Source organism: Candidatus Competibacteraceae bacterium, from assembly GCA_016699715.1.
GTDB lineage: Bacteria > Pseudomonadota > Gammaproteobacteria > Competibacterales > Competibacteraceae > Competibacter.
On sequence record CP065007.1, the window covers coordinates 3,235,263 to 3,257,918 of the forward strand.

At 64.6% G+C, this 22,656-nt stretch carries 21 protein-coding genes; 7 read left to right on the plus strand and 14 right to left on the minus strand.

Annotation, left to right across the window (positions count from 1 at the left end):
* Positions 1–218 precede the first annotated feature (218 nt).
* Positions 219–1,325: an LPS export ABC transporter permease LptF gene (lptF, locus tag IPM89_14610; protein ID QQS54042.1), complete on the plus strand. Its 1,107-nt coding sequence runs from the start codon at positions 219–221 to the stop codon at positions 1,323–1,325.
* Positions 1,322–2,386, plus strand: coding sequence for an LPS export ABC transporter permease LptG (lptG, locus tag IPM89_14615; protein QQS54043.1), 1,065 nt, complete (start codon positions 1,322–1,324; stop codon positions 2,384–2,386). Before lptF ends, lptG begins: the two co-directional genes overlap by 4 nt.
* On the opposite strand, the gene IPM89_14620 is transcribed toward lptG, so the two are convergent.
* From IPM89_14620 to def, 11 genes are all read right to left on the minus strand, one after another.
* Positions 2,383–2,910 carry an RDD family protein gene (locus IPM89_14620; GenBank protein QQS55950.1) on the minus strand — a complete coding sequence of 176 codons (528 nt, stop codon included), beginning with the start codon at positions 2,908–2,910 and terminating at the stop codon, positions 2,383–2,385. The two genes, lptG and IPM89_14620, sit on opposite strands and share 4 nt — an antisense overlap.
* Before the next feature lie 50 nt (positions 2,911–2,960).
* Positions 2,961–4,373, minus strand: coding sequence for a TolC family outer membrane protein (locus IPM89_14625; protein QQS54044.1), 1,413 nt, complete (start codon positions 4,371–4,373; stop codon positions 2,961–2,963).
* Positions 4,374–4,480: 107 nt separating this feature from the next.
* Positions 4,481–4,801, minus strand: coding sequence for a sulfurtransferase (locus IPM89_14630; GenBank protein QQS54045.1), 321 nt, complete (start codon positions 4,799–4,801; stop codon positions 4,481–4,483).
* A 5-nt stretch (positions 4,802–4,806) separates the two neighbouring features.
* On the minus strand, positions 4,807–5,466 hold the full coding sequence (locus IPM89_14635) for a protein-L-isoaspartate O-methyltransferase (protein ID QQS54046.1): 660 nt from the start codon (positions 5,464–5,466) through the stop codon (positions 4,807–4,809).
* A gap of 113 nt (positions 5,467–5,579) precedes the next feature.
* Positions 5,580–6,959, minus strand: a complete 1,380-nt coding sequence (trkA, locus tag IPM89_14640; protein QQS54047.1) for a Trk system potassium transporter TrkA — start codon at positions 6,957–6,959, stop codon at positions 5,580–5,582.
* Between the two features lie 9 nt (positions 6,960–6,968).
* A complete protein-coding gene (locus IPM89_14645) occupies positions 6,969–8,339 on the minus strand; it encodes a sigma-54-dependent Fis family transcriptional regulator (GenBank protein ID QQS54048.1) in 1,371 nt (456 codons plus the stop codon).
* Positions 8,336–10,504 (minus strand): HAMP domain-containing protein, encoded by a 2,169-nt coding sequence (locus tag IPM89_14650; protein QQS55951.1) that lies wholly within the window; start codon positions 10,502–10,504, stop codon positions 8,336–8,338. Before IPM89_14650 ends, IPM89_14645 begins: the two co-directional genes overlap by 4 nt.
* A gap of 65 nt (positions 10,505–10,569) precedes the next feature.
* Complete coding sequence (locus tag IPM89_14655; protein ID QQS54049.1) at positions 10,570–11,151, minus strand: DUF4390 domain-containing protein; 582 nt, start codon at positions 11,149–11,151, stop codon at positions 10,570–10,572.
* A complete protein-coding gene (gene rsmB, locus IPM89_14660; protein QQS54050.1) occupies positions 11,148–12,461 on the minus strand; it encodes a 16S rRNA (cytosine(967)-C(5))-methyltransferase RsmB in 1,314 nt (437 codons plus the stop codon). Before rsmB ends, IPM89_14655 begins: the two co-directional genes overlap by 4 nt.
* Complete coding sequence (locus tag IPM89_14665) at positions 12,458–13,405, minus strand: methionyl-tRNA formyltransferase (protein ID QQS54051.1); 948 nt, start codon at positions 13,403–13,405, stop codon at positions 12,458–12,460. Before IPM89_14665 ends, rsmB begins: the two co-directional genes overlap by 4 nt.
* 91 nt (positions 13,406–13,496) lie before the next feature.
* Positions 13,497–14,009: a peptide deformylase gene (gene def, locus IPM89_14670; GenBank protein QQS54052.1), complete on the minus strand. Its 513-nt coding sequence runs from the start codon at positions 14,007–14,009 to the stop codon at positions 13,497–13,499.
* A gap of 249 nt (positions 14,010–14,258) precedes the next feature.
* On the opposite strand from def, the gene IPM89_14675 reads away from it, so the two are divergent.
* The 5 genes from IPM89_14675 (at position 14,259) to IPM89_14695 (ending at position 20,080) form a co-directional block, all read left to right on the plus strand.
* A complete protein-coding gene (locus IPM89_14675) occupies positions 14,259–15,323 on the plus strand; it encodes a LysM peptidoglycan-binding domain-containing protein (GenBank protein QQS54053.1) in 1,065 nt (354 codons plus the stop codon).
* Between the two features lie 41 nt (positions 15,324–15,364).
* Positions 15,365–16,447 (plus strand): DNA-protecting protein DprA, encoded by a 1,083-nt coding sequence (dprA, locus tag IPM89_14680; protein QQS55952.1) that lies wholly within the window; start codon positions 15,365–15,367, stop codon positions 16,445–16,447.
* Positions 16,448–16,527: 80 nt separating this feature from the next.
* Positions 16,528–16,998: a DUF494 domain-containing protein gene (locus IPM89_14685; GenBank protein QQS54054.1), complete on the plus strand. Its 471-nt coding sequence runs from the start codon at positions 16,528–16,530 to the stop codon at positions 16,996–16,998.
* Between the two features lie 146 nt (positions 16,999–17,144).
* Positions 17,145–19,508, plus strand: coding sequence for a DNA topoisomerase I (locus IPM89_14690; protein ID QQS54055.1), 2,364 nt, complete (start codon positions 17,145–17,147; stop codon positions 19,506–19,508).
* A 14-nt stretch (positions 19,509–19,522) separates the two neighbouring features.
* Entirely contained in the window at positions 19,523–20,080 is a 558-nt protein-coding gene (locus tag IPM89_14695; GenBank protein QQS55953.1) for a Sua5/YciO/YrdC/YwlC family protein, read from the plus strand.
* Positions 20,081–20,082: 2 nt separating this feature from the next.
* Here IPM89_14695 and IPM89_14700 read toward each other — a convergent pair whose 3' ends face one another.
* From IPM89_14700 to nagZ, 3 genes are all read right to left on the minus strand, one after another.
* Positions 20,083–20,835 carry an S-methyl-5'-thioinosine phosphorylase gene (locus IPM89_14700; GenBank protein QQS54056.1) on the minus strand — a complete coding sequence of 251 codons (753 nt, stop codon included), beginning with the start codon at positions 20,833–20,835 and terminating at the stop codon, positions 20,083–20,085.
* A gap of 63 nt (positions 20,836–20,898) precedes the next feature.
* Complete coding sequence (locus IPM89_14705; GenBank protein QQS54057.1) at positions 20,899–21,453, minus strand: hypoxanthine-guanine phosphoribosyltransferase; 555 nt, start codon at positions 21,451–21,453, stop codon at positions 20,899–20,901.
* 40 nt (positions 21,454–21,493) lie between these two features.
* A complete protein-coding gene (gene nagZ / locus IPM89_14710; protein ID QQS54058.1) occupies positions 21,494–22,540 on the minus strand; it encodes a beta-N-acetylhexosaminidase in 1,047 nt (348 codons plus the stop codon).
* Positions 22,541–22,656 lie beyond the last annotated feature (116 nt).

Consider the following 22,656-nt stretch of genomic DNA (forward strand, 5'->3'; position numbering starts at 1 on the left):
ATGGGTCCTGCCGGACCCAGGACCAGGCAGGTTGCGGAGCCGCGGAACGCGGCCGAACCGCCGGAGCGGGCGGGGATGCGCCGGTGCCTGGAAAACGAAACAGAATATTTCCACCGAACCGCCGGATGATGAAGGGCGATACAGCATCTTGAATGCGTTGAGTTTAGCCGGAAATCACCACGCCTCACAGCCAGACCCGCAACGGAGCGCTCTCGAACGTGCCTTCCACCATTGACCGTTACCTGATGCGGGAGATCGGCCTGACCCTGCTGGCGACCGCGCTGGTGCTGCTGGCGATGGTCCTCAGCCACCGGCTCGCCAATTACCTGAGCCAGATCGCCAACGGCCTGCTGGCTCGCGATTCCATTTTCCTTCTTCTCGGGTTGCAGGTGATCGAAATTTTGAGCCTGCTCATTCCGCTGGCGTTTCTGCTGAGCATCGTGCTCACCTTGGGCCGCCTGTACCGCGATCATGAAATGACCGCGCTGGCCGCCTGCGGTTATGGCCCGCTGTCGGCTTACCGCGCGGTGTTCCTGTTGGCGGTGCCGTTGGCCCTGCTCACCGCCGGGTTTTCGCTGTTCCTGTCGCCGGTGACCATGGAATTCCAGTTCGAACTGCTGGCCAAGGCCCGCAAGGAAGCCGAAATTTCCATGTTCACGCCGGGTACCTTTCGCGAAGTGCTGGAAGGCCGACATGTGATCTACATCGGCGGCCTGGACGAAGGAGAGATGCACAACGTCTTCATCCAAAGCCGCGAGCCCGACGGCGACATCAGCATTACCACCGGCGAGCGGGGACGGCAGGAAACCGACGCGAAGGACCTGCGCCATATCGTGCTGGAGCACGGTTACCGCTACCGGGGCACGCCCGGCCGCGGCGATTACGAAATCCTCAGCTTCGAACAGGCGGCGATGCGGGTCGATGCCAGCGCGCCCCAGCAGGCCTGGAAACACCGGGAAACGCTGCCCACCCAAAAATTACTGAGTTCGAACGACCCCATTCGGGTTGCCGAACTACACATGCGGCTCAACTACCCACTTCAAGTACTGGTCATCGCGCTATGGGCGCCGCTGCTGGCCCGTGCCCGGCCGCGCGAGGGCCGCTACGGTCGGATCGTCGCGGCCCTGCTGATCTACGCCATCAACTTCAATCTGATCGGCGTCGGCGAATCCTGGCTTAGCCACGGTATCGTCGGAGGTGGCGTCGGTCTGTGGTGGGTGCACGGCCTGTTTCTGCTGTTCGGCGCCGGACTGCTGCTTCACTACTACGCCGCCAGCCATGGCATTCGCCTGCTGCGGCGCGTCCTGCGCCGGAGCACCACATGAAACTGCTGGATCGCTACATCTTTCGCACCGTCGCCACGACGACCCTGGTCGCGCTACTGGCGCTGCTGCTGCTGGAATTCTTTCTGAGCCTGCTGGCGGAGCTGGAAGATGTCGGCACTGGCGGTTACGATTTCGTGGCGGCGCTCCGCTATCTGGTGCTGGTCCAGCCCCAGCGGCTGTACGAACTATTCCCCATGGCGCTGCTGGTGGGTGGATTGCTCGGTATGGGCGCGCTGGCCAGTGGCAGCGAGCTGATCGTCATGCGGGCTGCGGGGCTGTCGCTGACCCGGCTAACCCGCTCCGTCCTGCAGGCCGGACTGCTGTTGAGCCTGGCGGTACTGTTGATCGGCGAGTTTGCCGCCCCTTCCCTGGAGCAGTTCGCCCGCGAACAGCGCGCCGTCGTCAAGGGCGAAAATCTGGCGATCCGCGGCGGCCGAGGTTTCTGGGCGCGCGACGGCGATTATTTCATTCACGTTCGAGGGGTGCTGCCGGGCGTCCGGCTGGCGGACATCAATATTTTCAAGATCAGCCCCGAGGCCCGGCTCGAAACCGTTACCCATGCCCAGGGCGCGCGCTATCAAGCCGGCCGCTGGGTGCTGGAAGGCGTGAGCCGCAGCGTTTTCAACGACGACCAGGTGCTGACCGAGCAACTACCCAGTCTGACGGTAGTCTCGGCCATCAGCCCGCAGATCCTGGAAGTGCTGGCCGCCAACCCCAACCAACTGTCGATCCGCGACCTGCTGATTTATGTGGATTATCTGGAACGCAACGGACTGGATGCCCAAAGCTACCGGTTGGCCTTATGGCGCAAGTTGCTGGCGCCACTGGCTTATCTGGCGATGTTGGTGGTCGCCATGCCGTTCGTGTTCGGCCCGCAGCGCTCGGCGGGTGTCGGCCAGCGCTTGCTGGTCGGTCTGCTGCTCGGGCTGGCGTTCTTTCTGATCAATTATCTACTCGGCAATGTGGTGCTGCTGTACGGCTACCCGCCGCTGGTGGGGGCCGCGCTGCCGTCGCTGCTGTTCCTGGGCGCCGGGTTTTACGCATTGCACCGGCTGCGTTAGCCGTTGCCGCCTTTGGGTAGCAGCACCAGTTCCGTTTCCGAAAAACGGTCCGGCAGACGCAATACCAACAGCAGCAGCAGGCACGCAAAACCGGCGCCCAGGCTGAAACCGATGCCGAGCTTGAAGACCTGGTGCAGGTAAGCCACCGGCGCCAACCACAGACTGGCGATCAGGAACCGCAGCAGGGCTTGCCACCAGCCGATGCCCCGGCCATCGCGCCGCTGTACCCGTACCCGCCAGGCGCGCATCCCCAGGGTCTGGCCGCCGTGGACCCAGAATCCACCGTAGAAAAAGAAGCATACCAGTAGCAGGTAGCTGCGAAAGAACGGGTTGCCCGGCAATGGATTATGTGTTTCAAACACGGCGCTGCCGATCAAAATCACGGTCAGACCCAGTGCCAGCGCGGCCGCAACGAACAGCACTCCAGTCAGCAACAACCCGTCATAGCCCATCGCCGCCAGCCGGCGCGGCAATTGCGCCAACGGGAAAGCGAGGTTCGATGGCGGCGGTTCGACTGCGCGCATCATCGGTCGGTCACGCGGTCATCGTGGGCATGCAGCCGGATTTGTTCAAGTCACTTGCCAGCGGATTTGGCGGCGGCGCTCTTGCCGTTCGTCTTGCCTTTGCCGGCGTCGGGTTTGGCGGGTGGTCCGGGTACTGGCGCGACGGGAATGCCGCTCGTCGGCACGGGTCCGCCCAACCAGCCGTTAATCTCCACCATATCTTCCGCCGACAACTGGCCGGCGGCCTGTTTGAGCACCAGGTAATTGGCGATGTAGGAATAGCGGGCGGCGGCGTACTCCCGCTCGGCCAGGTAAACGTTACGTTCGGCGTTCAACACGTCCACGATGGTGCGGGTGCCGACCTCGTAACCGGCCTGGGTGGCTTCCAGCGCGCTGCGAGTGGATATCCGGGTCTGGTCCAATGCCTTGATCTGGCTGATGGCGGTTTCCTGGCCTCGGTAGGCGTTACGAACGGTGCGAACCGCATCGCGTTGCAGGTTCTCCAGATTCTGGCGTGAGGCTTCGTAGTTGTAGGCTGCCTGGCGAGAGCGGGAAGATACCGCGCCGCCACTGTACAGGGGAACGGTCAATTGCAGGTTGACTTGACTGCTGATGGTGCGATTGAACGCGGTGTCCACGTCGGCGCGGCTGGCGTTCAGGTCCAGGGACGGATAGTGGCCGGCCTTCTGCAACCGGATATTTTCCCGAGCCTGCTCGACCTCAAAGCCGGCGCTACGCAGCGTCAGATTATTGTCCAGTGCCATGCGCACCCACTGCTCGGGATCCTTGGGATTGGGCAGCGCCAGTGGCATCCGCTCGCTGAGCAGATTGAGTTGCGCATAGTCCTGACCGGTCAACTGCCGCAGCAGTTCGCGGGCGTCGGCCAACTTATTGATGGCATCGATCTCCGAGGAAACGGCGCCATCGAATCGGGCCTGGGCATCGTAAACGTCAGTGATGGTAGCCAACCCGACCTCGAACCGTCGGTTGGCCTGTTCAAGCTGGCGAGCGAAGGCGTTTTTTTCCGCTGTGGCGAAAGTCAGATTGTCGATCGCCGCCAGCACGCCGAAATAACCCTGCGAAACTCGCAGAATCAGAACATCTTCCGCATTGCTGAAGTCGGCATCGGCTTGCTTGACCACCTCTTCCGCCAGTCGTTGCTGGACCTGGCTGGCACGGTTATAAATGGGTTGCGTCAAACCGATCGCGTAGCTGTGGGTATCGCCACCATCACTGCCGGTCGATACGCCCACAACCCCAAAGGTGTTGCCCTGCGAGGCCGTAACGCCCACGCTCGGCAACAACAGGGCACGAGCTTGCGGTTTGGCTTCCTGGGAGGCTTGCCGGCTGGCGGCGGCGGCCTTGAGCGTCGGATCGCTCTCCATGGACTGACGGTACACTTGCAGCAGGTCTTCCGCCCCTACCGGCTGGCCGAACAGTGCGGCGACCATTCCGGCCAACAGCAAACGGTGCGCTTTGGGCATGGCTGACGGACTCCCTTGGATAACGGGTACTTTAACGATCACTAATATAGCAAACGGATCATCGCGGCGAAAACCCCTTGCGGGATCGGCAAAAGGCGGAGCGCGAGCTAATAGGTGGGCACGGTGGGATCGACTTCGCGCGACCAGGCATCGATTCCGCCATCCAGGTTGGCGACCCGCTCGAAGCCAGCGTGCTCGAGGAACAGGACCACTTGAGCGCTGCGGAATCCATGGTGACAGATCACGGCCATCTCCCGCGCCGGATCGAGCTGATGCCAACCGTCCATGACGCGATCTATCGGCAGGTTGAGTGCGCCCTCGATCCAGGCAACCGCCACTTCCCAGGGTTCCCGGACATCCAGCAACAGCGGCGGATCTCGATCCCGCGCCAACATCCCCTGGAGTTCGAGGGGCGTCAATTGCCGCATGAGGCTCAGAATTCGAAGGTTTTATGGGGTCCGGCGTTGCGCAACGGGGGGAGTTCGGTGTCGAACAGACTTTCCTCGATCCATTCCCGCTCGCCGGTTCGAGTGACCAGTAGCGCCTCCATCACCGGCGGCTGACCCACCACGACAAACAGCCGACCGCCTAGGCTCAGGCTTTGCCGCCAGCGGTCGTCAAGCATGGCCACCGAGCCGGTGGCGGCGATGACGCCGTAGCGGTGCTCGCCCCAAGAGTGGCTGGCGTCGCCGACCTGCAACTTTACGTTACCGATGCCATGCGCCTTGAGCTTGGGCCGGGCGGCTTCGATGAATTCGGGGACGATGTCCACGCTGGTCACTCCCGCGGCCAGGCGCGCCAGACAGGCGGTCAGATAAGCGCTGCCGGTGCCGACTTCCAACACCTGATCGACCGGTCGCGGCGCCAGCGCCTGCAGGATGCGACCCTCGATAGGGGGCTTTAGCATGACCTCCCCGTGGCCGAGTGGGATGGCGACGTCGCTGAAAGCCAGATTACGGTAGCGTTCCGGCACGAAATCCTCGCGCGGCATACTGGCGAGCGTATCCAAGATTCGCTGATCCAGCACTTCCCAGGGCCGGATCTGCTGCTCGATCATATTGAAGCGCGCCTGCTCGAAATTGAATGCGGTCATGTGCGGAGTCCTGTCAGCGCCTGGCGGTTTTGGAATATTGGCGGGGGCCACCCCCCCGGCCGGGATTCGAGGCACACCCATTCTAGCATAAGGCTTTTTCGCGCGGCGCGGGCTTACAGAAAGGTCGCCGTCACCGCGAACAGCCGTTCGACTTCGGGCACCCGCTTCTTGTCGACCAGAAACAGGATGACGTGGTCGTCCGCCTCGATCATGGTGTCGTGGTGGCAGATGATGACCTCGTCGCGGCGGGCCACGGCGCCGATGGTGGTGCCCGGCGGCAGTTTGATCTCGTCCAGACGCCGCCCCACGACCTTCGAGGTTTTGTAGTCGCCGTGGGCCACCGCCTCGATCGCTTCGGCGGCGCCCCGACGCAGGGAGTGGACCTTGACCACGTCGCCGCGGCGGACGTGGGTCAGCAGGCTGCCGATGGTGGCCTGCTGCGGCGAGATGGCGACATCGATGATGCCGGAGGATTCCACCAGGTCCACGTAGGACACCCGGTTGATCAGCGCCATGACCTTGCGGGCGCCCATGCGCTTGGCCAGCATCGCCGACAGGATGTTGGCCTCGTCGTCGTTGGTGACGGCGCAGAACACGTCCATGTTTTCGATATTTTCCTGCCGCAACAGATTTTCGTCGGCGGCATCGCCCTGCAACACGATGGCTCGGCTCAACTGCTCCGACAAACGCCGGCTGGTGGCGACGTTGCGCTCGATGACCTTGACCTTGAATCGCTCTTCCAGCGCCTGGGCCAGCCGCGCCCCGATATGGCCGCCGCCGGCGATGATCAAACGCTTGACCATCTTGTCCAGCTTGCGCAATTCGCTGACGATGGCGCGGGTATTCTTGCGGGCGGCGATGAAAAAAACCTCGTCGTCGGCCGTAATGATGGTGTTGCCTTCCGGAATGATCGGCCTACCTTGGCGGAAGATGGCGGCCACCCGGGCATCGATGCCCGGCATGTGCTCCGGCAGGGTGCGCAGCGCCTGGCCCACCAGAGTACTGCCTTCGTAGGCTTTGACACCCATCAGCCGGACCTGATCATCGGCGAAATCCAGCACCTGCAAGGAGCCGGGATGCTCGATGATGTGGCGGATGTAGTCCGTCACCAGTTGTTCGGGGCTGATTAGCACATCGATCGGCAGCGCCTGGTCGCTGAACAACCGATCCTGGTAGCTAATATAGCCCCCCGCCCGAACCCGCGCGATCTTGGTCGGGGTGTTGAACAAGGTATGGGCCACCTGACAGGCGATCATGTTGACTTCGTCGTTGTCGGTCAACGCGATCAGCATGTCGGCGTCGGCGGTGCCGGCCTGCTCCAGCACGCCCGGATGGGCGGCGTGACCGCAGACGGTGCGGATATCCAGCCGGTCCTGCAGCGCCTGCAGCCGCTCGGCGTTGGCGTCGACCACGGTGACGTCGTTGGCCTCGCTCGCCAGAATGTGGGCGACCGAACCGCCCACTTGCCCGGCGCCGAGCATCACGATCTTCATAAACCGTCCTTACTCATCCAGCGCCTTCTTGGGATCGATGCCCAAGGCGCGCAGCTTGCGGTAGAGGTTGGTTCGCTCCATGCCGACCCGATCAGCCAAGCGCGCCACGTTGCCCTCGCATTCGCGGAACTGCTGCATCAGATAGGTTCGCTCGAACTGTTCCCGCGCTTCACGCAGCGGCAGGTTCAGGGGAATGTTGCCGACATCCTGGGATTTGGCGGTGGTGACGCCGCGCACGGCGGCGTCCACTTCCTCCAGCGCAATTTCCTCGTCGCCGCCCAGAATCAACAGGCGCTGCACCAGATTCTTCAGTTCGCGGATGTTGCCGGGCCAGTTGTAGTTGCGCAGCCGGTTCTGGGCCGCCAGGGTGAAATGGCGGTAGGTCAGCCCTTCCTGATCGACGAAATAGCCGATGTAGTAGTTCAGCAGTTCCGGCACATCCTCGATGTGATCACGCAATGGTGGCAACTTGATCGGCACCACGTTCAATTGATAATACAGATCCTCTCGGAACCGTCCGGTCGCCACCTCCTGCTCCAGATCGCGGTGGGTGGCGGCCGCCACTCGCACGTTGACTCGCACCGGCTCCTTGCCGCCGATGCGCAGGAAGGCGCCGTTTTCCAGGGCGCTGGCCAGCTTGGCCTGGGCTTCGAGGTCCATGTCGGCCAGTTCGTCGAGAAACAGGGTGCCGCCGCTGGCCTGCTCCAGGCGGCCGTAGTGAATCCGCTCGCCCTGCTCGGAACCGAACAGTTCCAGACTGGCGTTTTCGCGGGCGATCGAACCGACCCCGACATCCACGAACGGGCCGTTGCGGCGCGGGCTGTGCGCGTGCAGAAAGCGGGCATACACTTCCTTGCCGGTCCCCGGTTCGCCGAACACCAGCACCGGCGCATCGTGCTGGGCGATCTTGAGCACCTGGGCGCGCAAGCGCTGCACCACCTCGCTGCGGCCAACCGGCTCGGTCACGATCCGTTGCTGGCGACGCAGATTCTGGTTTTCCCGCGCCAAGCGGTCCGCGTCCAGCGCCCGCTCCACGGTCAGCAGCAGCTTGGCCATCGACAGTGGCTTCTCGATGAAATCGTAGGCGCCCAGTCGGGTCGCCTCGACCGCGGTCTCGACCGTGCCGTGACCGGACATCATGATCACCGGACAAGGCAGATGGTCGCCCTCGCTCCATTCCTTCAACAGGGTGATGCCATCGGTGTCCGGCATCCAGATATCGAGCAGGATCAGATCGGGCCGCTGGGCGCGGCGGGCCTCGCGGGCCGCGGCGGCATTCTCCGCGATGGCGACGCCATAACCCTCGTCTTCCAGGATTTCCTTCACTAGATCGCGAATGTCCGGCTCATCATCGACCACGAGAATATAAGATGCGCTCATCCGGCCTCCTTATCGGCATTTAACGGCACGGTGGGACCAGCGGGCGGGACCGGAGACCCGGCGGCGCCATGTAGCGGCAGCCGGATCACGACCCGGGCGCCGCCATCCGCCGGCGATTCCAACTGGATCCATCCCCCGTGTTCTTCAACGATTTTCTTGACGATGGCCAATCCTAGTCCGGTTCCCTTGGGTTTGGTAGTCACATAGGGCTCGAAGGCGCTGTTCAGGATGTTGTCGGGAAAACCGGGGCCGTCGTCGCGTAAACTCAGTTGGGCGCAATCGGCGCCGGTCACATGCTCACGGGCGGCACCGATCCACAAGGTCGAACCGTGGCCGTCGCCGATGGCTTCGATCGAATTCTTGACCAGGTTGTGCAGCAACTGGCGTAACCGCCCCTTGTCGGCGTTGATCGGCAGCGGCTCGGGGGCCAGATCCAGCTTGATCTCCACGCCGGCCGGATAATCGCGGTACAGATAGAGTACCTCGGCAATGAATTCGTTCAGTTCCACCGGCTCCAGGCGCAGGCGCGGTGGGCGGGCATATTCGTTGAAAGCGTCCACCATCTCCTTCATCGCCTGCACCTGCTGGATGATGGTGTGGGTACCGCGATCCAGCACCCGGCCTTGCTCCGCATCGAACTGCTTGAGGTACTTGTGACGAATGCGCTCGGTGGCCAATTGGATGGGCGTCAGCGGATTCTTGATTTCGTGCGCCAGTCGGCGTGCCACCTCGGCCCAGGCGGCGTCGCGTTCAGCCTGCATTAGATGGGTGATGTCGTCGAAAACCACGACGTGACCGCCGCGCAGGCCGACCGTGTCCGGCAGCGAACTGCCGCGACACATCAGAATGCGCCGACCAGAGCCACTGAACCAGCTAATCTCCTGCCGCCAGTCGCCGGTCTCGGCGAACTGAGGCGCAATCGCTTCAAGAAAATCCTGCAATACCGGCTGCTCGATCGCGATGATCTGGCTGTGGGTGCCGACGAACGCCTGTAAGTCCACGCCCAGGATTTGGCTGGCCGCCTCGTTGCAGGTTTGCAGACAGCCGGCCTGATCGATGGTCAGGACCCCGGACGACAATCGCGCCAGCATCGCCTCCAGATAAGCGCGCTGACTTTCGACCACTTCCTGGCTGCGCTGCGCGGCGTCGCGCGCCTGCGCCAGGTTACGGGTCATCTGGTTGAAGGACTGCACCAGGAAACCCAGCTCGTCGGTACCGGCGCGTGTCATCAGTTGTTTGTCGAACTGGCCGGCGGCGACTGCCTGGGTGCCATCGGCCAGTTCGCGCAACGGCCGCACCAAGCGGTGCGCGGTGTAGAACGCGGCCCAGAACGCCGCCAGCACCGCCAGCAGCAGCGCCAGCGACAGGATCAGCGTAAAACTGGCTTTCAGCGGCGCCCGCAGGAAGATTAATTCCTTATAGCTGTCGAAGGCCGCCTGCACCGCGTCGGCCAACAGGCTGAGCCGGTCGGTCACCGGAAACAGTGCTTGCAGCAACCGATCCTCGTTGCCGAAGTTGGTGACCCGCACCACCACACGGATGTGGAACCCCCTGTCGCGGATTGGCTCCAGGCCAACGTAATCGCGACCCTGCCGCACTTGCAGCAACACTGTATCCGGCGGCGGTTCCGGCAAAGCCGACGATGGATAGGCGGTGGCGGTGGCGGTGGCGGTGGCGATGATGCGACCACCGCGCCCGAACAGGGTCAGCTCGGAAGCCTCGCCGAAATCGAGCAAGTCGTCCAGACGCCGGGCCACCTGCTCTCCGTCGTTCTCGGCGACGCTGTTGGCGATCCGCGTGGTCTGCTTGAGTACGTCGCGCATCCGCAGATCCAATGCGGTGCGGCTGAGTTCCAGGGCATCCTCCAGACCGCGGTCCACCTGAACATTGAACCAGCTATCGATACCGCGCTGTAGGAAATTCAGCGAGAAGCCGTAAACCAGCGCCACCGGTGTGATGGCCAGCACGGCGAAGATCCCCACCAGCCGCAAGATCAACCGCGCGCCGGGTACCTGACGGCGGTACAAAGCGAGCAAACTGATCAGATTGTAAAGAATCAGCGCCGCCAATACCGCCAGCCCGACGGCGCTGGCCAGCAACAGCCAGGCATACAGCTGTTCGAAGTGGGTCGAGTTGGTGGTGGCGCCCGCCACCAGCACCAACATGACCAACAGCAACCCCAGCAGCAGCAACACGGGGGATAGCCCTTGACCACGGGCGAGGCGGCGGATCAAAGCGGCCACGTATACCACTCGCTGGTCAGTTGCCAGTCCTCGGAGAGATAGGCGAACAAGCGCAGCGGCGTCGGCAAGGTATCGAGAGCGAGTTGCGCCCGCAAAGCCCCTTCGTAGCGCTGGTCGGGCGCCAGCAGGCTGCGATCAAGCATGGGGAATTCGTGAATCTGGCTCATGAACCGCAGTGCGGCCGGGCGGGTGGAGAAATTGCGGCGCTCACCGCTGTTGAGATTGTGGACCAGATATTGCCGGCTCAGCGCATGGTATTCGAGGCGGAAGCGCTGTGCCAACGAATAGACTGTTTCATCCCACACCCACGAGCGTCGCCGCCGTACCTCCATTAGTAGTTCGATGGTTAGTGGCACCCCGTTTTGCAGGGCATCCAGCGCCGGCTCGCTCAGGTCGTATTCAATCTGGGCGCTCAGATGGTAGACCCCTTTCTCCAAGCGGGTACTGGCGCTGATCACGTCGAACCCAGCCGCCCGGGCACTACTGGCGCTCTCCAACAGCACCAGTAGCGCCAGTGCCAGCAGTCCGAGACGGGACCGGGTCTTGATCGGCACGCCATCCGGCATCATGGTTCCGTCTCTGGGGAAGTGGCCCGCTGGCATAGCACGGCGTAATAGAAACCATCCATGCCGCCCTCGCCCGGCAGAATCTGACGGCCATGCGGTAAGGCGCGTCCCCAGTCCGCCATGATCGGCTGCTCGTGGGCATCCGGATGGGCGGTGAGAAAAGCCGCCACCACCCGCTCGTTTTCCGCGCGCAACACCGAGCAGGTGACATACAGCAGCCGGCCACCCGGCCGCAGCAGCGGCCACAACTCGGTCAGCAACGCCTGCTGCCGTTCGGCCAGCGCGGCGATATCGCTCTCGCGGCGCAGCAACTTGATATCGGGATGGCGGCGGATCACCCCGGTTGCCGAACAGGGAGCGTCCAGCAAAATTCGATCGTAAAGCGCGCCGTCCCACCAGTCCGCCGGCCGCCGGGCGTCGCCCACAAGCAGTCGAGCACTCAGCCGCAGCCGGGCCAAGGTATCGCGCACCCGCTCCAGCCGGCCGGCATTGCAATCCAGCGCGGTCAGATCGAGGTCCGGCCCACATTCCAGCAGATGCCCGGTCTTACCGCCGGGCGCGGCACAGGCGTCCAGCACCCGCTGCCCCGGTCGAGCCTCCAGCAACGCCGCCGCCAGTTGCGCGCCGGCATCCTGAACCGATACCCAACCCTCGGCGAAACCCGGCAATGTCGCCGGATCGGTGGGAGTGGACAGGGTCAGCGCGGTTTCGACCGCCGCCGGCCTGGTGTCGCAACCCGCCGTCGCCAGCCGTTGCCGGTACGCCTCCCGATCGAGCCGAAGACGATTGATCCGCAGCGTGAAAGGCGGGCGGACATTGTTGGCGGCGACGATGGCCGGCCAGTCGTCCGGCCAATCCCGCCGCAGCCAGTCCAACAACCAGCGCGGATGGGCGGCACGGGCTTCCGCATCCGCCTCGACCAGCGCCTCCAGTTCCGCCCGGCGGCGCAGCGCGTTTCGCAGCACCGCGTTGACCAGACCCGCCGCCCAGGGCTTGCGCAATGGGCGGACGGCGGCGACGGTTTCGGCCACCGCGGCGTGTTCGGGAACGCGCAAGTGCCACAATTGGTAGAGACCCGCCAGCAGCAAGCCCCGAACCACCGGCTCACCTGGCGCCAGCGGTCGCGCCAGCAATCGGTCGAGCAAAAACTGCAACCGTGGCTGCCAGCGGCAGACGCCGTAACACAGCTCCTGCAGCAAACCGCGTTCGCCCGGATTAGCGTGCTCCAGCGCCGACGGCAGCACCGTGGCCAGCGATTCCCCCTCGCCCAATACCCGACCCAGCGCCTGAGCCGCGATGACGCGGGCGTTCATGTCGCGCCCAGCCGCTGGCCGGCTAGTCGGTGGGCGTTCAGAAACGCCGCGGCCGGCAATGGCCGGCCGCCAGGCAGTTGCACTTCGGTCAAGCACAGCACCCCGGAACCGGTCGCAACCACGATACCCGCCGGGTCTTCGCGCAGGACCGTGCCGGGCGCGGCGGCCACCGACTCCCGCTCGGCCCGCGCCCGCCAGACGCGCAGTGGCTGCCCACCCAGCCAGGTTCGGGCGACGGGATAAGGGTTGAACGCCAGCACCCGCCGCTCCAGTTCCAGCGCCGGCCGGGTCCAGTCCAGATCGGCCTCGGCCTTGTCCAACTTGGGCGCGTAGGTGGCGAGGGCGTCGTTCTGCGATTCGGCGATCAGTCGTCCGGCCAGCAGATCCGGCAGCGCCGCCCGCAGCGTTTCGGCGCCCAGCGCGGCCAATTGGTCGTGCAACTCGCCGCCCGTCATCCCCCGAGAAATCGGGCAGGTGGCCCGCGCCAGCACCGGCCCGGTATCCAGGCCGGCTTCCATGCGCATGAGGCAGATGCCGGTCTCGTCGTCACCGGCCAGCAGCGCCCGCTGAATCGGCGCCGCGCCGCGCCAGCGCGGCAACAACGAGGCATGGATGTTGATGCAGCCCAGTCGCGGGATCGCCAGCACCGCCGGCGGCAGGATCAGGCCATAGGCGGCCACCACCAGCAGATCCGGCGCCGTGGCCGCCAGATCGGTCCAAACGGCGGGATCGCGCAAACTGGCCGGCTGGTGAACCGGAATGCCGGCGGCCCGCGCGCAAACCTTGACCGGGCTGGCGCGCAACTGTCGGCCGCGCCCGGCCGGCCGATCCGGTTGGGTATAGACGGCGACGGGCGCACGCTCGGCATCGATCAGGGCTTGCAGGGCGGGCACCGCGAAATCGGGGGTACCCGCGAAGATCAAACGTAGCGAAGCAACGGTCATGCGGTCAGCGGTTTGGCGGAGGCGCCACCCGTTTTCCGGAGACGGGTGGCACCATTTGGCGGGGCGGGCGCGGAGCCGAATGCATCCATGCTCAGGACACGTGCGATTCCAGTCGGATCTGTTTTTCCAGTTTCTTGCGGATGCGGTCGCGCTTCAGCGCCGACAGATAATCCACGAATAGCTTGCCATCCAGATGATCGATCTCGTGCTGGATGCAGACCGCCAACAGGCCGCTGGCGTCGAGTTCGAACGGCTCGCCATCGCGGTCCAGCGCGCTGACTCGGACCCGATCGGCGCGGCGGACGGTTTCGTAAAAGCCCGGCACCGACAAACAACCCTCCTCCATCTCGCCTTCGCCTTCCCGCTCCAGCAGGGTCGGATTGATGAACACCAGCGGCCGATTTTTCTCCTCGGAAATATCCATCACCACGATACGTTTTCGAACGTTGACCTGAGTCGCGGCCAAACCGATGCCCGGTGCCGCGTACATGGTCTCCAGCATGTCGGCCACCAGCGCGCGCACGCCGTCGTCGACGATTTCCACTGGCAGCGCCGGTTTACGTAGCCGGGAATCGGGATAATACAGTATGGTCAATCGTGCCATGGTAGCTCCACGAATGCTTCGTTCAGTCGACTCACTTAGCTTTTGCATACGGAAATCATACGAGAAACCCCGGCATGGGGGCTATACTTTAGCGCGATGGGGGTGATTCGCTACACTCCCGCCCGTTTCTTCGGAGGATGAGCAAGGATCATGAACATCTCGCGTTCCTCGAACGTCACGCGTTCCTCAAAACGGCTTGGGGCGACCCTGTCACTGGCGGCGGCGCTTCTTCTCGGGGCATGCGCCCAAATGCCTTCCCAACCCGAATCCGGCCCCACCGTCGCCGAACCGCCGCTGATTTCGGGATCGGCGGCGGGAACCGCGGGAACCGCCGGCGCGGCGCCGGCACCGGTCGTGCTGCGGCAGGATCACCCCCAAACCTACACCGTGGCCCCCGGCGACACGCTGTGGAGCATCGCCGGACGGTTTCTGCGGGACCCTTGGCAGTGGCGGGAGATCTGGCGGCAAAACCCGCAGCTCCGCAACCCGAACCGGATCTACCCCGGCGACGTACTCCAGTTCAGCCACGATGCCGACGGTCAGCCTCAGTTGGCGGTCGCCGAGCGCGACGAGGTTCCGCTGATCAAACTGTCGCCCGAGGTTCGAATCGAGGAGTTGAGCCAACCGATCCCGCCGGTGCCGCGCGACGCGGTCGAATCGTTCCTGATCCGCGCCGTGATCCTGAGCGACGCCCAGTGGAAAGGGACGCCCTACATCGTGGCCGACGACGACGATCAGGTCGTTTACACCGACCGCGACCGGGTATACGCTCGCGGCTCTCTTTTCGACCAGCCACGCTATCAGGTGTTCCGCCCCGGCGAAGCACTGCGCGAGCCGGGCTCCGACCGCTACCTGGGCACCGCCGGCGTCTATCTGGGCGAAGCGATCCTGGAACAGGACGCCGATCCGGCCACATTTACGCTGGCCAACACCATCGCCCCGATCCGGGCCGGCGACCGGCTGCTGCCGATCGAGGCCGAACGCGAGCTTTACAGCTTCGAGCCGCATCCGGTCCCGCCGGACACGGAAGGCTCCATCATCGCCGAACTCGACACCGACGTTACCCAGATCACCCAGTACAGCAGCGTCATCGTCAATCTGGGCGCTCAGGAAGGCATTGAGCCCGGCCATGTGCTCGCCATCTACGGCAAGGGACGGGAAGTCGAGGATCCGGTCTCCGGCGGCAGCGTCAAGCTGCCGGGCGAACGGGCCGGCCTGTTGATGATTTACAAAGTCCACGATCTGCTCAGCTACGGATTGGTGATGCAGGCCGAGCGTGCCATCCACTTGCAGGATCGGGTAACCACCCCCTGAACGGTAACGCCACGCCTCCGGCCGCCGATCCGGCCTGGCTACTGGCGCTGCTGCGGGCGCCAGGCATTGGACCGGTCCGTTTTGCCCGGCTGCTGGCGCACTACGGTTCAGCGGCGGCGGTTTTCGCCGCCGACCACGCCGAACTGCGGCAACTGGATCTGCCGGCCGCCGCGCTCGACGCGTTGCGCCAACCCGACTGGCGGCGGGTGGAACAGGATCTGGCCTGGCTGGAACGGCCCGATAATCATCTGTTGCAACTGGATGACCCCCGCTACCCGCCGTTGTTGCGACAAATCACTTATCCGCCACCACTGCTGTTCGTCCACGGCGACCCCGACTGCTTGCGGGCACCGCAACTCGCTATCGTCGGCACCCGCAACCCGACCCCGCTCGGCCGGGAAACCGCTTACCACTTCGCCGCCCATCTGGCCGGCGCCGGCCTGGCCATCACCAGTGGCCTGGCGCTCGGCATCGACGCCGCCGCCCATCAGGGCGCGCTGGCCGGTGGCGGCCCAACCATCGCGGTAATGGGCACCAGCCTGGACCGGGTTTATCCGGCCAGACATCGGGATCTGGCCCACGCCATCGCCGAACGGGGCGCCCTGCTATCGGAACTGCCGGTCGGCACGCCGCCGATCGCCGAAAACTTCCCCCGGCGTAACCGCCTGATCAGCGGGCTGGCGCTGGGCGTGCTGGTGGTGGAAGCCGCCCTGCGGAGCGGTTCGCTGATCACCGCCCGCCAGGCCCTCGACCAGGGCCGGGAGGTGTTCGCGATCCCCGGTTCGATTCACAACCCGCTGGCCAAGGGCTGCCATGCACTGATCCGACAGGGCGCGAAGCTGGTGGAAACGGCCACCGATATCCTGGAAGAGTTGGGTGCTCTTGCGGCGTTCGTCGGCGACGGGTCCGAAACCCCAGCCGCCGCGTCGCCAACCTCGGAAGTACTGGATGAAGACTACCGGCAACTGTTGGCGGCGATGGGCGATGGACCGCTGGCGGTCGATTCGCTGGTGGAACGCTGCGGATTGACGGCGGAAGTGGTTTCCTCCATGCTGCTGATTTTGGAATTGGAAGGTTATGTGGCAGCCGTCCCCGGCGGTCTGTACTGCCGCCTGAAAGCCTGAAAGTCGGCCGCCCGAACCGGCGGTCGCCCGCGCCCACGCCGGACGGCGGGGGTTTTTATCCTTCCCAGATGAGCGCTGGAATGAAAGAAAACGTGTTGGACGTGCTGATGTACCTGTTTCAGAACTACATGGGCGATGATGAGGATACCGACCCCGACCGTGAATCCATCCAGACTGAACTGCTAGCCGCCGGTTTTCCCTCGCGGGAGATCCAACAGGCGTTCGAATGGTTGGACAGCCTGGTCGACCGTCAAGCGATCACCCTGCCGGTCAATCCCAGCTCCTGTCGCATTTACGTGGCGCCGGAATTGGCGAAACTGGATGTGGAATGCCAGGGCTTCCTGCTGTTCCTGGAACAGAGCGGCATTCTCAATTCGGAAACCCGCGAACTGGTCATCGACCGGGTCATGGCGCTGGAGGCCGACGATATCGGCCTGCACCAACTCAAGTGGATCGTTCTGATGCTGCTGTTCAACCAGCCCGGTCAGGAAGAAGCCTGCGCCTGGCTGGAAGATCTGGTGCTCGACAGTCCGCCCGGCTACCTTCATTAAGCGCCAACGCGCCAAGCGTTCGTTAGGTCTTTCCGTCGTTCGCTTGAATTCCCGCCGCGCCGGTCGGTCGTGGCGGGGGCATCGCCTTCTCGGGCCGGAGTTCGATCCGGCGCCACCTTTACACCAGTCACCCGCAGTGATTTGTCATGAGCAAGAACTTGGTCATCGTGGAATCGCCGGCCAAGGCGAAAACGATCAAGAAATACCTGGGCAAGGACTTCGAAGTGCTGGCCTCCTACGGTCATGTGCGCGATCTGGTCCCCAAGGAGGGAGCGGTCGATCCAGAGCACGACTTTGCCATGAAGTATCAGGCGATCGAGAAAAACCTGCGCCATGTCGAAGCCATCGCCAAGGCGGTCGCCAAAGCCGACGCCCTGTATCTGGCCACCGACCCGGACCGCGAGGGCGAAGCCATTTCCTGGCACCTGCAAGAAATCCTCCGGCAGCGCAACCTGCTGAGCGACAAACCAGTACAGCGGGTGGTGTTCCACGAAATTACCCAGCGGGCGATTCTGGACGCCATCAACCACCCCCGCCACCTGTCGCTGGACCTGGTCAACGCCCAACAGGCCCGCCGCGCGCTGGACTACCTGGTCGGCTTCAACCTGTCGCCGCTGCTGTGGAAGAAAATCCGGCCTGGCTTGTCGGCCGGTCGGGTGCAATCGCCGGCGCTGCGGATGATCGTCGAGCGCGAGGAGGAAATCGAGCGGTTCCAGACCCGGGAGTACTGGAGCCTGGAAGCCGACGCCACCAAAACCAACCAGCCGTTTAGCGCCCGCTTGTTCGAGTACGCCGGCGAGAAACTGACGCAGTTCAGCGTCACCGACGGCGCGCGGGCGCTGGTCCTGGAACAAACCCTGCTGGCCGCGGCGCGCGCCCAATTGGCCGAGTCCGGGGAATCGGCGGCCGATCCCGCCGCTATCGGCCGGTTGCGGGTCGCCAAGGTGGAACGCAAGCAGCGCAAGCGCCATCCCGCCGCGCCGTTCACCACCTCGACCCTGCAGCAGGAAGCCTCGCGCAAGATGGGTTTCTCCACCCAGCGCACCATGCGGGTCGCCCAGCAATTGTACGAGGGCATCGACACCGGTGGCGGCGCGGTCGGACTGATCACCTACATGCGTACCGATTCGGTCAACCTCGCTCAGGACGCGCTCGCCGAGATCCGCGCGCTGATCCTCCAGCGCTACGGCGCGCACAACGTGCCGGCCAGCCCCCGGCTGTTCAAGACCAAGGCCAAGAACGCCCAGGAGGCGCACGAAGCGATCCGTCCGACCTCGGTCGCGGTCGTGCCGGAAACGATCCGCGCCCACCTCAACGCCGACCAGTACGCACTGTACGAGTTGATCTGGAAGCGCACCGTCGCCTGCCAGATGATTCCGGCTACCCTGGACACGGTCGCGGCGGATCTGGCCTGCGGCACCGGCAACAGCTTCCGCGCCACCGGTTCGGTCGTTGCCGACCCCGGATTCATGGCGGTCTACCGCGAAGGCGTGGATGACCAGGCCGACGAGATCGAAGGACGGATGCTGCCACTGTTGCGGACGGGCGAATGGGTCGATCTGCTGGCGCTGCGGCCGGAGCAGCACTTCACCGAGCCGCCGCCGCGCTTTTCCGAGGCCAGCCTGGTCAAGACGCTGGAAGAATACGGCATCGGCCGACCCTCGACCTATGCGGCGATTATCTCGACTCTGCTGGCCCGTGAATACGCGGTGCTGGACAATCGCCGCTTCAAACCCACCGACATCGGCCGCATCGTCAACCGCTTCTTGACTCAGCATTTCACCCAATATGTGGATTACGATTTCACGGCCCGGCTGGAGGACAATCTGGACGCGGTGTCTCGCGGCGAGGAGGACTGGCTGCCGCTGATGCGGGGCTTCTGGGGTCCGTTCAAGCAGCGGGTCGCGGAGAAAACGGAAAACGTCTCGCGCCAGGATGTGGTGCAAAGCCGCGAGCTGGGCAGCGACCCCAAGACCGGCAAACCGGTTTCGGTGCGGATGGGCCGGTTCGGACCCTACGCGCAGATCGGCGCCAAGGACGATGCCGACAAACCACGCTTCGCCAGCCTGCGGCCGGAGCAGCGGATGAATACCCTCACCCTGGATGAGGCGCTGGCGCTGTTTCAACTACCGCGCGACCTCGGCACCACCGCCGACGGCGAGCCGATCCAGGCCAACATTGGCCGGTTCGGACCCTATGTTCGCTATGGCAAAAGCTACGTTTCGCTGAAACAGGAAGATCCCTACACCGTCAGCCGCGAGCGGGCGCTGGAACTGATCGCCGCGCACCAACAGGCGGCGGCCAACAGGATCCTGCGCGAGTTCCCCGACTCCGCCATCCGCATCCTGAACGGCCGATTCGGCCCCTACATCACCGACGGCAAGAAAAACGTCCGTCTGCCCAAGGACCGCGATCCCGCCAGCCTGGGGCTGGCCGAGTGCGAAACGCTGGTGCGCGAGGCGCCCGACAAGAAGCCCGCCACCCGCCGCCGCGCCGCCAAGTCGTCCTGAGCTGGAGCCCCGCCATCAACCTGCTGCGTTTGCGCGCCGTCGCCCGCGCGGTTCGCTCCGGCGGCCTGATCGCCTACCCCACCGAGGCGGTGTACGGGCTCGGCTGCGATCCCCGCAACGAACGAGCGGTGCGGCGCTTGCTCGCGCTCAAACGCCGGTCGGCGCATAAGGGTTTGATCCTGATCGCGGCCGATTTCGCCCAGCTCGCCCCTTTTCTGCGCCTCCTGAGCTCGGCCGAGCTGGGGCGGTTGCGGGCAAGCTGGCCGGGACCTCACACTTGGCTGGTTCCCGCCCGGCGCGGAACCCCACGCTGGCTACGGGGCAGGCACGACACCCTGGCGGTGCGGGTGACCGCCCATCCGCCGGTGGCGGCGCTGTGCCGGGTTTGTGGCCATCCACTGGTGTCCACCAGCGCCAACCTCAGCGGCCGCCCTCCGGCTCGTACCGCGCTGGCGGCGCGCCGGCAACTGGGACGAGATCTCGATGCCCTGCTGCCCGGCCCGACCGGCGGCGCGGCCAAACCGACCACCATCCGAAGCTTGCGGACCGGCCGGATCGTGCGCGGCGGGTGAGCTTAGAGCGAATCCAGGGTCGGGATGACTTGCGCCAGCAGTGTCTTGACCTTGTCCATGCTACCGGCCAGGTTGTCCTCGATCTCGGCCATGGTGATCGCACCGACGACCTTACCCGCCGCCCAGTTGGCCACCACCGCGCATGTGGCATAGCGCATGCCCAGCTCGCGGGCCAGGGCGGCCTCCGGCATTCCGGTCATGCCGACGATGTCGCAACCGTCCCGCTCCAGCCGGCGGATCTCCGCCGCCGTCTCCAGCCGTGGCCCCGGCATCGCCGCATAAGTGCATGACTCGCGCGCCTCAAGGCCCAGATCGCGAGCCGCCTGGATCAGCCGTTCCCGCAATTCGGGGCAGTAGGGCTCGGTAAAATCGATATGGGTGACGTGGCTCAGGTTGTCCTCGAAGAAGGTACAGTGCCGGCCCCAGGTGTAATCCACGATCTGATCGGGAAACGCCAGTACGCCCGGTGCCATATCGGCGCGAATGCCGCCCACCGCCGCCACCGCAATGACCTGCTCGACGCCGAGCCGGTGTAGCGCCCAGAGGTTGGCTCGGTAGTTGATCTTGTGCGGCGGCAAGGTGTGATGTTGGCCATGGCGAGCCAGAAAAACCACGGCCCGTCCCCCCAGTTCACCGTGAATCACGGGGCTGGACGGCTCGCCGTAGGGCGTGGACAGCGTTTCCCGATGTGCGGTCCGCAGAGCGTCCAGGGTAGTGAGGCCGGTGCCCCCGATGATGGCGATGGTGGGTGTCATAACGGTAACCTCGCGGTCGGAAACGATCATGGAAAGACGCTAACAAGCCGGGTCGGCGGCCACTCAATCACGGGTGGCGTAGATGGCTGGCAACTGGCGCCAATATTCCTTGTAGTCCATGCCGCAGCCGAACACATAGCGATCCGGCACCTCCAGCCCGACAAAGTCCACATGCAGCCCCGGTGTCTTGCGATTATGTCGCTTGTTGGCCAACACCGCGCTGTAGACCGTCGTCGCGCCCCGCCGGCGCACTGCCTCCAGAATCGCCTTGAGGGTGTTGCCTTCGTCGAAGATATCGTCAACCACCAACACGGTTCGGCCGGCGACCGCCGGCGGCGGCGGCGCGATCCAGTCGAGCGTGCCGCCGCGGATACCGCCGCGATAACGGGTGGCATGCAAGTAACCGACTTGCAGCGGAAAGCGCAAGCGGGACAAGATCAGCGCGCCGGGAATAAAGGCACCGTTCATGACCACCAGCACCAGCGGATTGCAGTCTCCCAACCGGTCGGTTATGGCGACCGCCAGGCGGTCCAGCGCGATCTCAACCTGCTCCGGCGGGCGGAGCAGTTCGGCCTCGCGCAATACGATAGAAGCCTGTTCGGCGGTAATCGAGGACATGGCGAACTTCGTTGAGGTGGAAAAAATGCTCCCAGCGGTTTCAGATATCCATGTCCAGCAGCGGGAATGCATCGTAATCGTGCACCAAGCGGACCGCCCGTTGCCAGACCGGGCCACGGCGCAGATGTTCCAGGGTGGGATGGCCGCGCCCGTGCAAGCGGATCAGCCGCAACTGGCTGACCGGCTCCGAAACAGGGCGCAGACGCTCCAGAATGGCACTGGCGGCACGACGGTCGTTGCAGGCCAGCACCATGTCGCAACCGGCCGTCAGCGCCGCTTCGGCCCGCTCGGGCGCCGCGCCGGCTTCGCCCGCGCCGGCCATGTCCAGATCGTCGCTGAAGATCGTCCCCTGGAATTCCAAACGCCGCCGCAGAATGTCCCGTAGCCAGCGCGCCGAAAAACCGGCCGGTCGGTCGTCCACCTGAGGATAGAGCACATGCGCGGGCATGATGGCGGCTAAGCCGTAATGAATCATACGCTCGAAGGCCAACAGATCGGCGTGTTCCAGATCGGCGTAGGCGCGCGGGTCCACCGGCAACTCCAGATGCGAGTCGGCGGCGATGCCGCCATGCCCCGGAAAATGCTTGCCGACCGCCTCCATGCCTGCCTTCTGCATGCCGCTGACATAGGCGTGGGCTAAATCCGCCACCGCTTCGGGATCGTGGTGAAACGCCCGGTCACCGATCACGCCGCTGATGCCGTAATCCAGATCCAGCACCGGCGCGAAACTCAAATCCACGCCCACCGCCCGCAGTTCGGCGGCCATGAGCCAGCCGGTGACGCGAGCCAGTTGCTTGGCGCGCATCCGGTCCCGGTCGTAAATCTCGCCCAGCCGACGCACCGGCGGCAAACGGGTGAAACCGTCGCGAAATCGTTGGACCCGGCCGCCCTCGTGATCCACCGCCACCAGCAGCCGCGGTTGGCGCAGGGCGTGAATGGCGGCGGTCAGCGCCGCCACCTGTTCCGGCGACCGATAGTTGCGAGCAAACAGAATGACGCCGCCCACCCGTGGATGGCACAGGATCTCGCGCTCCTCCGTGCTCAGTTCCAGGCCGTCCAACCCCAGCATCACCGGTCCCAATGCCATCGTCCGCACCTTTATTCGTGCCTGTTGCCACCCAAATGGTTTTATCATAGCGATTAATTTCACTCGCGCCATCCCTTATATCGGCACCTTTCACCATGCCCCCAAGCCCGCGGTCA

Coding starts and splice junctions, on each gene's coding strand:
- trkA (QQS54047.1), bottom strand. CDS start 6,959: ATGAAGATCGTGATGCTCGGCGCCGGGCAAGTGGGCGGTTCGGTCGCC.
- IPM89_14665 (QQS54051.1), bottom strand. CDS start 13,405: ATGACCGTTGCTTCGCTACGTTTGATCTTCGCGGGTACCCCCGATTTC.
- lptG (QQS54043.1), top strand. CDS start 1,322: ATGAAACTGCTGGATCGCTACATCTTTCGCACCGTCGCCACGACGACC.
- rsmB (QQS54050.1), bottom strand. CDS start 12,461: ATGAACGCCCGCGTCATCGCGGCTCAGGCGCTGGGTCGGGTATTGGGC.
- IPM89_14620 (QQS55950.1), bottom strand. CDS start 2,910: ATGCGCGCAGTCGAACCGCCGCCATCGAACCTCGCTTTCCCGTTGGCG.
- IPM89_14655 (QQS54049.1), bottom strand. CDS start 11,151: ATGATGCCGGATGGCGTGCCGATCAAGACCCGGTCCCGTCTCGGACTG.
- IPM89_14705 (QQS54057.1), bottom strand. CDS start 21,453: ATGTCCTCGATTACCGCCGAACAGGCTTCTATCGTATTGCGCGAGGCC.
- nagZ (QQS54058.1), bottom strand. CDS start 22,540: ATGGCATTGGGACCGGTGATGCTGGGGTTGGACGGCCTGGAACTGAGC.
- IPM89_14630 (QQS54045.1), bottom strand. CDS start 4,801: ATGCGGCAATTGACGCCCCTCGAACTCCAGGGGATGTTGGCGCGGGAT.
- IPM89_14625 (QQS54044.1), bottom strand. CDS start 4,373: ATGCCCAAAGCGCACCGTTTGCTGTTGGCCGGAATGGTCGCCGCACTG.
- IPM89_14645 (QQS54048.1), bottom strand. CDS start 8,339: ATGAGCGCATCTTATATTCTCGTGGTCGATGATGAGCCGGACATTCGC.
- IPM89_14650 (QQS55951.1), bottom strand. CDS start 10,504: ATGTTGGTGCTGGTGGCGGGCGCCACCACCAACTCGACCCACTTCGAA.
- IPM89_14685 (QQS54054.1), top strand. CDS start 16,528: ATGAAAGAAAACGTGTTGGACGTGCTGATGTACCTGTTTCAGAACTAC.
- IPM89_14635 (QQS54046.1), bottom strand. CDS start 5,466: ATGACCGCATTCAATTTCGAGCAGGCGCGCTTCAATATGATCGAGCAG.
- IPM89_14675 (QQS54053.1), top strand. CDS start 14,259: ATGCCTTCCCAACCCGAATCCGGCCCCACCGTCGCCGAACCGCCGCTG.
- IPM89_14690 (QQS54055.1), top strand. CDS start 17,145: ATGAGCAAGAACTTGGTCATCGTGGAATCGCCGGCCAAGGCGAAAACG.
- def (QQS54052.1), bottom strand. CDS start 14,009: ATGGCACGATTGACCATACTGTATTATCCCGATTCCCGGCTACGTAAA.
- IPM89_14700 (QQS54056.1), bottom strand. CDS start 20,835: ATGACACCCACCATCGCCATCATCGGGGGCACCGGCCTCACTACCCTG.